The sequence below is a fragment of the Pseudoalteromonas luteoviolacea genome, assembly GCF_001696455.1.
Lineage (GTDB): Bacteria > Pseudomonadota > Gammaproteobacteria > Enterobacterales > Alteromonadaceae > Pseudoalteromonas > Pseudoalteromonas luteoviolacea_C.
Map to the genome: position 1 here is coordinate 89,486 of NZ_MAUJ01000012.1, position 15,065 is coordinate 104,550.

Sequence of the window (15,065 nt, forward strand, 5' to 3'; positions counted from 1 at the left end):
ATCCCCTTTAAACTCTGATTTTTAAGATTTTTACCTGAGCCAAAAGGGAGGTGTGGTGAGGTACTCTACTGTATACACACAGCAGCATAACAGACTATGCTGCTGACTTCTTTTACGCCTCTGTGGTCACTTCCTCTGGTTATCTTAATACCGCTATAACGCTTTGCTAGGTGTTGATTTACATCTCTTACTTTGGACACTGTCAGAATTCCGAGGTGTCATTATATTGCGGTTATTTTAGTATGTTTTTAAGCACGTTTCAGAAGGCTTACCTGTGGCTTTTGCTTAAAGCATTTAGCAGGATTTATAAATGGAATTAACTCGGATTAAATGTTTATCGAGTCCATTCTTTCCCAACAAAAATACTCGAGATATAATAGAATGTGTATTGAAAATAATAAAAGTTCCAATGCAAGTGATCTGTTTTCTTCAGCCGAGAGTTATGTTGTTTCTATCGTAAGCAAAGCGGTTGAAGGTAAAGATATTACTTTTAATTCAGAAACTTCATTTGGTGACTTTGGCGTTGACTCATTTCATGTTTTAAAAATAGTTAAACGGCTCGAAGAGGATTTTGGTCGTCTTCCAAAAACACTTTTGTTCGAATTTATAAACATTAAAGAGTTAACTTCCTATCTACTAGATTCCCACAAAGACACTTTCCTTTCCTTGCTGGGATCAACGTCCACCGCGACGCCAGACGATTTGGCGCACAGTGACAGCGAACGGGCTGATGCAAATGCGCCTGTGGCCAATATTGAGGCACAGGCACCGACATCACCGCAGACGCGCAGCGAAGAGGAAGTTGAAGTTAAAGTCGACACCTCACCTATTCTGATTGATGATTTGAATCAGATTGATGACGCAGCAATTGCCACTGTCATTGCCCAACTCAATGCGGCTTATAAAAATGAAGGCACCATTTCAAGAGGGACGAGCAAGATAGCGCCAACGCTCTTTTTAGGCAGTTGCCAGCGCGGTTACTTTAACTTAGGTAAAAAGGGCGAGCTGGTATTGGCTTATTCCTATACGGGGGCCGTTGATGGATTTGACGATGTATTACTTGAGCTGACCAACTACTGTAAGCGTCATGCCTTAAAGCTCAATATCATGTCAGATGACAGTATTCATCAAACTGGCGATATCCAATTTACCTCTACCCCCTTTGGGGCTGTTCAGCGGGTACTCAACCTGCAAAACTTTTCGCTTGGTGGCGGAAAAATGCGCCGGCTTCGCTACCTGGTATCCAAATATGAAAAGGTCGGTGAAGCCAAAACGGTTGAATATATCAGCGGTTCGGATCCTGATACCGATGCCCAGATCGGTGTTGTTATCGATCGCTGGTGTGAACTCAAGACAAAGGTTAACCCGCTAGTAGAAAAAGCAAAATCTGATATCGTTGCCGGTAAATTAGATGCCAGCCACCGTCTGTTCATCACTTACCTAGATGGGGCTATTTCCAATGTTATCCTCATCACTGCGATACAAGTGCCTGGCAACGGGTATTTGATGGATCTAGAGTTTTATGCCGCGGATATGCCATTGGGTGGATTGGAATATGCCATCAGCCAAATTATTGAGCAGTTGATCACCGAGGGATGTGAATTATTTAGTTTAGGTGCCACACTGGGTCCTAAGTTGAGCCCATCTGAGAACATGGACCCTGATCTAGATGGTATGCTAGACATCTTGCGCGCTCAGGATATTTTTGACGATCAGGGCAATTTACAGTTCAAAAATAAATTTAGACCGGAAAATAAAACCATTTTCTTAAGCCGTCCGGCGGATTATCAAGCGGCAGACGATGTCATTGATGTGATCCTAATGATTGCTGAGCCCGGACAGCCCGAGGTGTTTCCAGTAATTACGGCAACGGACGAAGTGCCATTGACCGTGGAGGACGTATCGGCCACTGTGACGGTGGCCACTGCCGCAGATGAAACGCCATCCAGTGCCACGCCGATTATCAACACCCCGGTACGCGCTGAGCCCATCAGTGAACAGCAAACACAAGAGCTGATTAAAGCCTGTCAACAACTGGGGTCACGCGGTAAAGCGCTGGTTGAAGCCGGTTTCAACGTCGCCAATGTGGCGGCAAAAAGTGTGGAGCACGATTTAAAAACGGACTCATGGGCGAAATCGAGCTATCCATTTATCGAGCAGCATGTCAGTGGCTTACACAAGCACATTCAAAAAGCGAACAATGTGCATAAACAGCTCGCTACGGTGTTTCCTTTTGAGCATATCATCTGCACTAAGAGCGGTGCCTCTGCCGAGGCGATTTTATGTAAAGCGTGGCCGCAAAAAGGCGTGGTGCTGCAAAATATCCTGTTTCCAACATTTATCTATAGTCTACTGGATAATGGCTTTACCCCTGTTGAGCTGCCACACGCTGATATTTACGATTTAAACCGTGCGAGTGAACATAAAGCACACATCGATATCACGAGATTGCTCCGTGAGCTGGATGCACAGGCTCAGCCAGTCTCATTTGTCGGCATTGAGATCAGCAACAATGCTTCAGGCGGCAATGCGGTGTCACTTGGCCACCTCGCTGAATTGAAAAAGCACCTCGCGGCGCGCAATATTCCATTGGTGATGGACGCGACTCGCATTATGGAAAATGCATTGAACGCACCTGATGGCGACGCGAGTGCCTCTATTTGGCAGCGTGCGCGCTCAATCTGTGCCCACGCGGATGTGGTCACGGCCAGTTTGGCCAAGGATTTTGGCATTAATCGAGGCGGGATCTTGGCGACCAACGATCCACAGCTGTTCAAGCGTTTCCAAGACGAAGCGGATAAATCGATTGACCGTATGGGACTCATTGACAAAAAGCTGGTCTCACTGGCATTGGCTGATCAGGAAGCGGCCTCTGAGCGCCTACATACTCGTCAGAAACAACTCGCAACGCTACGCAATACCCTCACTCAAGCTGGCATCCCGCTTGTGCAGAGCTCGAATGCCCACTGTGTCTTAATTGATGTGAAAAAGCTGGACAGCTATGCCGCTTTGGCCTACCCAGTTGAATCGTTTTTGGCCTCCTTGTATCTCAATGCAGGCATTCAAGCCGCAGGCCACAATGTGGGAATGCAGCGCGATACCGCGTTGAATAATTTAGTACGTGTTGCACTGCCTCTTGGTCTTTCGGATCATGAACTTAACACGATTGCGCATAAAATGGTCGACGCCTTGTCGAGCCCACGTCATATCGTCGATATAAACAGGGTGGATGCGGACAATGGTGCGTTCTTATCGATGGGCGCCAGCTACACGCCGGTAAGGCTATTGAATGCTGGCGGGGACGATGCAAGCTCCGAAGCGCCGAGCCGTGACGCAGAGGCTGTGACAACGTCGGCCGATGTGGCGTCGCAGAACACGGCAAGCCACACGCCAAACAAGGAGGTGGTAGTGAGTGTGAGTAATGCACCACAAGCGCGCGACAGCGAAGTCGGCGATATCGCAATTATCGGTATGGCGGGACGTTACCCAGGGGCTGATAACCTCGACCAATTATGGCAAAACCTCGTCGACAGCAAAGACTGTATTACGGATATTCCACAGGACCGTCTAGACAAAAGAACGGCCAGCCACAAAGCGTCTTACCGTGGTGGCTTTATTAACAATGTCGATAAATTTGACTCGCTGTTCTTCAATATTTCTCCGCGAGAAGCGGAAATGCTTGACCCGCAAGAGCGCCTGATGCTTGAAACCGCATGGGAAGCATTGGAAGATGGTGGCTACTACCCTGAATTACTGCAAAATGCCGATGGCCAAAATGGCAAAGTCGGTGTGTTTGTCGGCGGCGTTTGGTCAATGTACCAAATACTCGGCGTCGAGCAAAAAATGGCCGGTAATCCTGTGACGCCGAATTCATTTATGTGGAGTTTGGCAAATAGGATCTCTTACTGGATGAATTTGACAGGTCCAAGTTTAACCATAGATACCGCCTGTTCATCCAGCCTGACGGCGATGTACTACGCATGTCAAAGTATCAATAAAGGCGACTGTCAAAGTGCCATTGTCGGTGGGGTGAACCTCGATATTCATCAACATAAATATGATATTAACCACAATGGTGGGGCACTGTCCGAAGATGGTGTGTGTCGTAGCTTTGGTGCGAATGCCAATGGGTATGTGGCGGGAGAGGGGGTCAATGCACTTTACCTTAAGCCGTTGAAACAAGCGATAGCGGACAAAGATAATATCCATGGTGTGATCCGGGGGATTGGTGTAAATCATGGTGGCAGAACCAATGGATACACGGTACCCAGTCCAAAGTCACAGGCCAATTTGATTTCTGACGTACTGGCAGAAGCGCAGATCAACGCTGCCACCATCGGCTACGTTGAGGCCCATGGTACAGGCACCGAATTAGGGGACCCGATAGAGATCACGGGCCTAACTCGGGCATTTAGCGCCGATAACGTCCCAGCTCAGTCTTGCGCTATTGGCTCTATCAAGACCAATATTGGACATTTAGAGGCCGCAGCGGGGATAGCTGGGGTGACCAAGGCCTTGTTGCAGATGAAGCACAAAACCTTAGTGCCATCCCTACACTCGGCGCAGCTCAATGAACATATTGATTTTGCCAGCAGCCCATTTGAGGTGCAACAGATCCTTGCCCCATGGCAACCGGCTTCCTTGGAGGGCGTTGAACAGCCATTGCGTGCTTCCATTAGCTCTTTTGGTGCCGGGGGGGCGAACGCACACTTGGTGATTGAAGCCTATAACCCAGTCGATACTGAGGCTAAATCGAATGACGCCACGCTGAGATTGTTCCCACTCTCTGCTCGCACTGCACAACAGCTTACGCAACAAGCGCAAAGACTGCTGCACTTTTTAGAGCAGGATACACCGCCCCCTCGTCTCGCGGATATCGCCTTTACCTTGCAGATGGGCAGAAAAGCATTTGATCACCGCTTGGCCATTTTGGCATCGTCTCAGCAACAGCTGATTGAGCGATTGCTGTGCTTTATTGATACCCAAGCGCACTCAGATGTGATTGTCGCAAACACCAAAGACAGCAAGCGTGTCTCTGGGCTACTTTCGACACAAGAGAATGCAGAGATCATTGACATGATCGCCAGTAAGGGCGATCCCCGTAAGATTGCCACTTTGTGGGCTGAAGGGTTTGTCGATGACTTACAATTTATAAAAACCGACTCACCGCAGCGTCGCGTATCGTTACCGCTTTATCCGTTTGCTGATAAACGCCACTGGATTGAAGCGCATGAAGCACCGCTGGGCACCCTTGACAGTATTCACCCCAATATTGACTCAAACGAATCAACCTTTAACGCGCAAGTGTTTACCAAGTCGTTTACGGCAAAAGACTTCTGTATTTACGACCACCTAGTGTCGAATATTCCGACTCTACCGGGTGTTGCATATCTCGATATGGCACGCGTTACGGCTGAGCAGGCCCTTAATCGACCGGTGCACAAAGTGTATAACGTGATCTGGGTGAGTCCGCTAACCGTCGATGGACAAAACACCACAGAAGCCAAAGTGGAACTGATACCAAAAGGCAACTCAGTGAACTTTGAAATATATGGGGAAGCGGACGATCAGACACGCAAGGTCTACTGTCAGGGTAAAATTGCTTATCGTGGCAGTGCATCCGAAGAGATCCCTGAAGAATACATCGACATCGATGCCGTCAAATCACGCAGTGCTTTGGTTGCCAAAGGGGCGGAGTCTTACCCGCAGTTCCATGAATTGGGCTTGCAATTAGGGCCTAGCTTCCAAGTATTACAAGATGTCTACAAAAATGATGACGAAATCTTAGGTGAGTTGCAGATCCCGGCATGTCGTCGTGACGATTTCAATCGCTTTATTTTACATCCGTCATTGATGGATGGGTCATTGCAAGCTGGTATGGCGGCAAGCCTAGGCGCTCAGTCTGGCACTATGTATGTGCCTTATTCAATCGGTGAAGTGGAAGTTTACCATCCGCTCACTGAGCGCTGTTTCAGTTACATTCAGAAGGTGAATGAACCGCATTCTAAGCTCTCTAAAGCCAATGTGACCATTGTGGATGAAACGGGCCGCGTTTTGGTGAAGATCAAAGAGTCCATCGGGGTACCTTTGGTGGATGTTCATGAAAAACCAAGCGAGACGGCATCCTCTGTGGCTGAGACGAACGAGTTTGAGCCGCTTTACTACGCTTATGACTGGTCAGAGGCGGAGCTGGACTGCACGGCTGAGATACGGATAACCCTGTTCAGGCCGTGGCATTTGTTGATCAGGATACGGCGCAATGGCTCACTCAAGCAAACACAGGCATTACGTATGTGTGTGTTGAGCAAGGGGACGAAAACGCCCAATTGGCAGCAGATAGGTTTACTGTAAACCCGAATGATCCCGCGAGCTTTGCATGGTTGTTAGCACAACTACAGCAAAATGGGGTCACGCTAGAGCGTCTATGTTACGCCTGGACACGCAATGCAGCGTCACACTCTGCCGTGCTTGAAAGTGGCTTGTTCTGGTTCCATGCGCTGTGTCAAGCGCTGGTCAACAACGGTAACAATAACTTAGATGTGCTCTACCTGTACCAATCTCAGGCAGACCACAATGATTGCGTTCACGAGTCTGTGAATGGTTATATCAGAACATTACAAGCGGAAGTGACGGGGATCCGTGGCAAGGTATTAGCACTGGATCCCGAGTGCAATGACGTATCTGCCATCGCTGCTCAAGAATTATTAGACCGTGACTTTGTAAATAATACCACGGTGAAATACCAAAGCGGCACACGCTTAGTGCGCGCAGTGAAACAGTGTCAACTGGGTGCTGAGACTTCACCGGACAAGGCATTGCATGCACTGAAAGAAAAAGGTGTTTACCTCATTACGGGCGGTTTAGGGGGCATCGGCCATATTATGGCTCGCTACCTTGCTAAGCACTATCGTGCCACGCTTATCCTGATTGGTCGCTCTGCCTTAGATGACGCAAAATCGACCCAAATTGATGCACTTAAACAGCTTGGCTCTGAGGTGGTGTACTATCAGGGCAGTGTCTCTTGTGATGACTTTATGGCGCAACTTGTCGCACAGTGTCAAACCAAATATGGCGCGGTACACGGGGTGATCCACTCCGCAGGTGCCCTCAATGATTCCTTGATCAGAAACAAGTCGCGGGCTGAGTTTGAGGCAGTACTTGAATCTAAAGTCGCCGGTACACTGTGCCTAGATAATGCCACGCGAGACGCTGAACTCGACTTCTTTGTCACCTTCTCATCCATGGCCGCTGTGGGCGGGAACTTGGGTCAAGGTGACTATGCATTTGCTAACCACTTTATGGATACCTACTGTCGCCACAGAGCACAGCAGGTGAGTGCCGGACAGCGCTCTGGTAAGTCTCTCAGTATTAACTGGTCGATTTGGAAAGAAGGCGGCATGCAATTAGATGCCGCAACCGAGCAGTTCTTCCAAACTCAGTTGGGGATCAAGCCACTGCAGTCTCAGTTGGGTATCGACGCATTCTTAAACGGTTTACTTTCGGATAAATCAAACTTTGTGGTTGTAGATGGTAAGAAAGAAATCCTTGAACCAGCGTGGGGGATCACGAAGAAATCCACACCTGCTGCCGAGCAGAGCACAGCCGCAGACAGTCCTGAGAGTGTGTCACCCGGGCAGGAAGTAAACAACGCCCTCGTTGATTCGGTAAGAGATGACATCTCCGAGATAGTGAAGGACTTCCTAAAACTGTCTGACGACGAATTAGATACCGAAGCATTGCTGCTAGATCTAGGCTTCGACTCCATGGCACTGGCTTCTTTTGCCAACGACCTCAATGATAAATACGGGTTAGAAATCACCCCTGTGATGTTCTTTGAATATCCAAATATTGAGCAAGTATCAGCTTACATTGCCAGCCAATCACCCAGCTCTGAGCACAGTCAAAGTGAGCCAGTGGTCGCGACACCACAAGAGAGCTTGGCAGTGACGGCACAGCCAAGTCATCAAGACGATACGCTTGCCATCTCGATCAATAAGGGCGGCGAGTTATTGGCTGAGCCTGGGGCTGCCGCGCAACAAGTGGTACAGAGAAATCCACAAGACTTTATAGCCAATCGATTTATTGATACGCCGATTGCGATTGTGGGGATGAGCGGAGTGATGCCGCAATCAGATGATCTAGATGAATTCTGGCGCAACCTGATCGGGGCAACAGATAACATGGTGACTTTGGTCCCGCAAGACCGCTGGGATTGGCAGGAATACTATGGCGATCCGCTAGAGGAAGAGAACAAAACCAAATCCAAGTGGGGCGGATTTATGCGCAACGTCGACCAATTCGACCCACTATTCTTTGGGATTTCACCCCGTGAAGCCCAGATGATGGACCCACAACAGCGTATTTTCCTACAAACGGTATGCGGTGCCATTGAAGATGCCGGTCATAAGATCTCCGACTTAGCGGGCACCAAAACGGGCCTATTTGTTGGGGCGTCTACCCGTGAATACCTAGACCTCATGGGGATGCAAAAAGTGCAGCTGGATGGGTACTCAGCATCGGGTACATCCCATGCTATTTTGGCCAACCGAGTCTCTTATCTACTGGATATTCGAGGACCAAGTGCCCCATTAGATACGGCATGTTCGAGCTCTTTAGTTGCCTTGCACCGTGCCATTGAGTCAATCCACACTGGCAGCTGTGATATGGCTATTGTGGGGGGGGTACAGGTTATGCTGACACCTGCGGGCTTTATTTCTTTTGATGCCGCTGGGATGCTAGCCAGTGATGGTCGCTGTAAAACGTTTGACGAAGCCGCGAATGGATATGTGCGTGGTGAAGGTTCAGGTGCCATCCTGATCAAAACCCTTGCCGATGCCAAGCGCGATGGCGATCATGTTTATGCTCTGGTACGTGCTACGGCCGAGAATCACGGTGGTAAAGCGAGCATGCTAACTGCGCCAAACAGAAAAGCGCAAACCGATGCCATTGTGGAAGCCTATGAAAAATCAGGCCTAGATCCACGCAGAGTGGGATTCGTTGAATGTCATGGTACAGGCACAAGCTTAGGCGACCCGATCGAAATCGATGCACTCAAGAGTGCGTTCGATATTTTATACAAAAAACAAGGCGTGACAGAAGTGCAGCCGCACATCGGGTTAACGTCTGCAAAGACCAATATCGGTCACTTAGAAACGGCGGCGGGGATTGCAGGGTTACTTAAAATCCTTTTGGCTATCAAGCACAAGCAAATACCACCGCTGTTGCACTTCAATAAACTCAACCCATACATCAATTTAGAAGGCTCTCCGCTGTATATTGTTGATGAGCCAAAAGAGTGGCAAGCGGTGTTGGATGAGCGCGGCGAAGCGTTACCCAGAGTGGCGAGCCTAAGCTCATTTGGCTTTGGGGGCGCAAACGTGCATGTGGTATTTGAAGAATACGGCAATACAGTGACGTCTAGCGTTGACAGCCAAGCGCAAACACACTTATTTGTATTGTCAGCCAAGAACAAGCAGACACTCGACAACTACGTGGCTAACGTGAAGCGCGATCTGGAAGTAAATACGTATGCGCCAATCGAAATCGCGCATACGCTTCAGGTTGGTAGAGATAGTTTGGAATGTCGTGTGGCCTTGCCATTTAAGACGCAAGCTGAGTTGATAGCAAAACTGACCGACTACCTGAATGAAGAGGTAGAAGGTGACGAGTGTTATACCGGCGCAGTGAAGAAACGCAATATCACGCAGTTAGATGATAAGACGCTGCGTAACCTGTTAAATAACCATGATTTTGCACAACTGGCAGAGCTTTGGTGTCAGGGCAAAAACATCAATTGGGGTGTGTTGTATCAAGACCGAGTGGTGCAAAGACTCAACCTACCTACTTACCCATTTAGTAAAGAAAGCTATTGGTTTGAAGTGCCTGCACAAGGCTTGGCGGACGTTAACAGCATCGTATCCAGTAAGCTTCATCCACTGGTTCATGAAAATGTATCGACGATAGAGGGGGTAGTCTTTAGGTCGCATGTTAGTGACATCGCGCACTTAGTGGAGACACAGGTGGTGCAAGAGGCCGCCGCAGGGAATGAACAGCTCGCGGCACGCAGCAGCAGTTTACCGTGTTTGCTGAGCATGGCTAAATTCAGTGCACAGCGCGCACTTGATGCCTCACTCAATGACGGCATAGAGCTGTTCGGGGTTGAGCTCTTGCCACAGCACACGTGCTCGAATGAGGGCGTGTTCAATACCCGATTAACCCAGATTGCGTCGCCAGATGACACCACTGCGCGTATTGGTTTCAAGGTTACACACGAGACTGCGAGCGAGTACGGTGCACACCTTGCTGTGTAGCGGTAAGGCGCAAAAAGTGGCTGCGCGATATCCAGCCAGCTTGCACCTTGATAATTTAATGCATCGAACGCCGCACTTGTTGACACAGGACGAGCTGGCCATCTGGCTGGAGTCAGGTAAAGACACGCTGATGATGGGATGTGAACCCGCGTTTGCCGCGGTTAACCTCGGCGCTGATGAAGTGTTTATCGAGCTGGACGCGGTGCAAAGCGATGAGCCGAGCACTGTCGGGGAGCTGCTCTTACTCGACACGGTGTTTGCCGCGGCGAAAGCGTTGCAGTATCAAGACAAAACCGCGCCTAAACAGCCCTGTGGTGTACGTGTGAGCTCAGTCAGGTTCACAGGTGAGCTGGCACAAAGCCGCTTTTTATGGCTGAAAAAACAGCAATCAGATAAGGATGGTACGAGTCAGATCACGGTGTCGATAGCAGATCATAACGGCACCATTTTGGCCACGCTCAATGGCTTAACCTTTGCGCCGACAAACGGGCCTAAACCCGGCGTCACAGATAACCAAACGGCACTTGTCTCACCTCAGTGGTGTGCTTATCAAGACGGTGAGTCAGGCACGTCAGTGGCTGCATCAGATGCCATTTTATTACTTGGCTTTGATGAGCAAGTGGCTGCGCAAGTGCAACAAACCGCGCCAGATGCGTGGTGTGCAGCCATCTCTGAGTGCGAATTGGAGGGGCTGGCCTATGCCACCCCAATGCTGGATTTTGCTAACAGCCAAATTGCAGCGCATGGCAAATCGCAGCGTAAAGTCACGGTGATATGCAATACGGGCATATCACCGGCCATCGCGCAGAGCATATACAGCTTTTTACAGTCGGTAAAACAAGAGTACAGCCAGTTGCAAAATGAAGTGATCTCGCTCGCAACGGCGCACTCGGCCGATGATGTGCTGCAATTGCTTGCCGTTAGCCGAACTGGCTTCTATCGCGTCGTTGAGACGGGGTTAGAGCAACAACAGTGGGTGAAATCGACACGCTGTGGCGAAGCGCAGCAAACAGCCCTCTATCAGGACGGTGGCACTTACCTAATTACCGGCGGCCTAGGCGGCCTTGGGATGATTTTCGCCAAGCAGATATTGGCCGAAACCACGGACAGTCATGTGATCTTAACGGGCCGAGGTGGTGCTGAAGATAAACAGTCAGTACTGGCAGCGGCGTTCGGAGAGCAACACGCACGCGTGCGCTACGTTCAGATGAACTTGGCAGCACAAAGCGATGTCACTCAGGTGATTGATGACATCCTGGCACAACGTGGCCAGCTATCGGGCATTATTCACTGCGCAGGGATGGTGGACGACAGTAAGTTGAGCAACAAGTCGGCGGAGCAAGTGCAAGCGGTGTTAGCACCTAAAGTACTGGGTACGTTGCACTTGGACCAAGCTTGTGCCGCTTTGGAACTGGACTTCTTCCTACTGAGCTCTTCCATTGTCAGTGTCTTTGGCAATGCGGGACAAGCGGATTATGCCATGGCAAACGGCTTCCTTGATGGTTTTGCTGAGCAACGAAACGCCCAAGTTGCCATCGGGCAAAGACATGGCAGAACGCTCTCAATCAACTGGCCGCTCTGGGAAAGCGGGGGCATGTCCATTCCGGCGCCGGCACGGGCATTGTTGACTGAGCTGACTGGTATGCATGTGTTGCCGACCAATGTGGGCTTGGAAATCTTATTACAAGCTTGGCGTGAACAAGCTCAGCAAACACTTGCCTTGTACGGTGATCCAGCGTTGCTGGTAGAGATGTTTGCGCCACTTACTTGCCAATTCACAGACTTGCTAGCGACGAATGTCGCTGCGTTATCAACACAGCACAGTTCAGATGCAAATTCAGAGCAAGATTGGCAAGCCAATTTATTAACCAAAATACTGATGGAAGAATTCGAAGGGACTGAGTACTAATGGCTACAAATAATAATATCAATGTGGTAGCAGAAATTAAGAACGCTATCGAAAAAACCTTAAAGATCTCCGCTGATAAGCTCGATTTCACGGATGATTTCGAAAGTATCGGCATGGAATCTATCATCGCGATGGAGTTTATTACCTACCTATCGAAGCAGGTTGGTATTCAGCTGAGCCCCGTTATTTTTACCAATATTGCGACGCCAGAGGAACTGGCCACGCATATTGAAAAAGAGCTCGGTCAAGATGAGCGTGCCGCGGCCAGTGCCGCTGCGCCAGAGCCGGTGAATACGACTCGTCTCGCTGCGACGCAACAACCGGAGGCTGTGCCACAACAGGGTCCACAGTCTGGCAAAATTGCTGCCATCATCAATTATGTGCAATCGAAATATAGTATTGACCTATCTTGTTACCGCTTTGACAGTGTGGAAGACATCGCCAATACCCTCGTCGCGAATTACGGGGAACAATTTGCACAGTACCACGATGCGCTGTTGGGTAACCTCGCGGATCTGGGCGCGCTGAGCAGAGCGAGTGAGCCGACGGTGAATCTGAAAGGTAAAGAAGGTGTGTCGATAGTGGGCATGGCATGTCGCTTTGCAGATGCGGACAACCACGGTCAGTTCTGGGACAACTTACTTGCTAAAAAGTCTAGCATTGAGGCGATTACGCCACTGACTAATTTTGCCGATATGGCCTCAGCTGAACCAGTCAATGCGCCGCCGCAACGATGGGGCGCAAAGCTTAAAGATGTCGCCCAATTCGACAGTGAATTCTTTGCACTGGTTGAGCGAGATTGCCACTTGCTCGATCCTCAAGAGCGGATCTTATTTGAAGAAATTTACAATGCTTGTCTCGATGCGGGTACTAGTCTCAAAGACTTACGCGCCAGTAACACCGGTGTTTTTGTCGGTTACGAGTACAGCGAGTACGAGCAAGCGCTGCGCAATTATCGTCCCGTGGTTGAACAATTGCCGCCCTTTACCTCATCAAATACCGCATTTTACTTAGCCAATCGCGTGTCGCATGCACTTGGGTTAAGTGGGCCCAGTGAGGCATTTAATGTTAACTGTGTTTCGTCAGCGATGGCGATCAACCGTGCCTATTTATCATTACAGTCGGGTGAATGTGATGTGGCCATTGTCTGTGGAGTGTCGTTGAACCTATTTGACGACGACTACGATGCATTGACCAAGCGGGGATTGTTGTCTGCTTCGGGTCGCTGCGGGGTCTTTGATGAAGACGCCGACGGGTATACACGTGGCGAAGGGGTTGCTGCCCTTGTCTTGACCCGCAAGTCTCAGGCTGTGGCAGAGAAAAAGCGCGTGTATGCAAATTTAAAAGGGGTGTGTCAAAGAAACCGTGGCGCGAGCCAGAATATTGCTGAGGTGAAACACGAAGCGATCTCTGAATTAATCGCAAGCAGCTGTCAGCGCGCCAATGCACGTGTTGAGGACTTGCGCTACATCGAAGTCAATGGCTATGCAACAAAATGGGGAGACTCCTTTGAATTTGAAGGGATCAGAAACCTTTTTGACGGTGATAAAAACCACAGCAAACGATGTGCGCTGGGCAGTTTAAAGGGCAACATAGGACATTTAGAGCCGGCAAATGGCATCGCGTCGGTCATCAAAGTGGCGCTGTCGCTCTATCATAAAAAATTCCCTGCGACGATTTCAGTGACGCAAGAGAGCAGTTTTATCGACACCAAGAGCGCCCGTCATCCATTATATATAGCCAAGTCAGATATTGAGTTTAGCGATATTCGCGAGGGTAATACGCCCGTGTTAGCGGGTGTGAACTCCTTTTCCGACAGTGGCGTGAATGTTCACCTATTGTTAGAAGAAGCCACTGAGGCGGTACCGAATAAGTCTAATGCGCATGTGAGCTCGAAAGAGTTATTCCTATTGTCGGCGAAAAGTGAAGCGAGCTTGCTGGCCTATGTCGACCGGTATATTGCGTTACTAGACTCCGGCGCGGTGTCGGAAGATGACTTGGCTGACATGCTCTTTACCCTGCAGTGTGGTCGAGATCACTACCCTTACCGGTTGGCAATCCGTGTGTCATCGGTGGCGGAATTGCACGCTAAGTTAACCACGGTGCAGCAAGCGGGTAGTTTACAAGGGGCCTTACTGGTCGCTCAGTCTATTTTTGCTGGAGATGCCTCGAACAATGCATCCGTACAGTCACTGATCACCAAAGACATGGTGGAATTCCAAGTGCGACGTGCCACGCAATCGCAGGCATGGGGGGAAGTGCTTGCGCTGTGGGTGAATGGCATTGATGTCGAATGGGGGAATTTCTGGCAGAGCGGTCATGTGAATACCCTCAGCTTACCTGCATACCCTTATAACAGAAAAACGTTTTGGGCAGATCAATATTTTGCCACAGACGATGTTGAGGAGCAGGGTCGTGTCGCGATATCGGATGCTGAAAAGACCGATACTAAACAGTCAGCGGTTAACCCTCAGGGGAGCTTGCTCAGTAAGATCATGGCGCGACTCACCGCATTGCTGTCGGGTCGTGATGGCCAAGCAGTGTCGGCTGAGAAAGACTTTATGTCTTTGGGGATCCCCTCTTTAACAATTGCAAAAGCGGTACACACACTCAATACCGATGCCGGGATCAAACTGTCTCCTGTGGTTGTTTATAACAACAGCAGTATTGCAGAGCTAGCCAAGTACTTACTTGATAACCACAGCAAAGAGATGCAAACCCTGTTTGCGCATAATGATGCGAGTGAAGACGGGCTCGGTGAGGTGATAGAAGACAACCGCGTCGATCCGTTACTAGCAGATAGTACAGACAATATTGAATTTGAAGAAACAATACTTTAATGGACT

At 49.5% G+C, this 15,065-nt stretch carries 4 protein-coding genes; all 4 read left to right on the forward strand.

The window, feature by feature from the left end; genetic code table 11:
* Positions 1-381 precede the first annotated feature (381 nt).
* Genes A7985_RS27015 through A7985_RS22815 form a run of 4 tightly spaced genes read left to right on the forward strand, consistent with a single transcriptional unit; the run spans position 382 to position 15,059 of the window.
* Positions 382-6,351, forward strand: coding sequence for a beta-ketoacyl synthase N-terminal-like domain-containing protein (locus A7985_RS27015; RefSeq protein WP_256096836.1), 5,970 nt, complete (start codon positions 382-384; stop codon positions 6,349-6,351).
* Positions 6,294-10,310, forward strand: a complete 4,017-nt coding sequence (locus tag A7985_RS22805) for a type I polyketide synthase (protein WP_065792726.1) — start codon at positions 6,294-6,296, stop codon at positions 10,308-10,310. Before A7985_RS27015 ends, A7985_RS22805 begins: the two co-directional genes overlap by 58 nt.
* Positions 10,234-12,219: an SDR family NAD(P)-dependent oxidoreductase gene (locus A7985_RS22810; RefSeq protein ID WP_081310690.1), complete on the forward strand. Its 1,986-nt coding sequence runs from the start codon at positions 10,234-10,236 to the stop codon at positions 12,217-12,219. Before A7985_RS22805 ends, A7985_RS22810 begins: the two co-directional genes overlap by 77 nt.
* Complete coding sequence (locus A7985_RS22815) at positions 12,219-15,059, forward strand: beta-ketoacyl synthase N-terminal-like domain-containing protein (protein ID WP_065792728.1); 2,841 nt, start codon at positions 12,219-12,221, stop codon at positions 15,057-15,059. Before A7985_RS22810 ends, A7985_RS22815 begins: the two co-directional genes overlap by 1 nt.
* Positions 15,060-15,065: the final 6 nt, after the last annotated feature.

Bases quoted from the DNA above. Each gene is read 5' to 3' on its own strand.
- A7985_RS27015 (WP_256096836.1), top strand. From the start codon at position 382: ATGTGTATTGAAAATAATAAAAGTTCCAATGCAAGTGATCTGTTTTCT.
- A7985_RS22810 (WP_081310690.1), top strand. From the start codon at position 10,234: ATGACACCACTGCGCGTATTGGTTTCAAGGTTACACACGAGACTGCGA.
- A7985_RS22815 (WP_065792728.1), top strand. From the start codon at position 12,219: ATGGCTACAAATAATAATATCAATGTGGTAGCAGAAATTAAGAACGCT.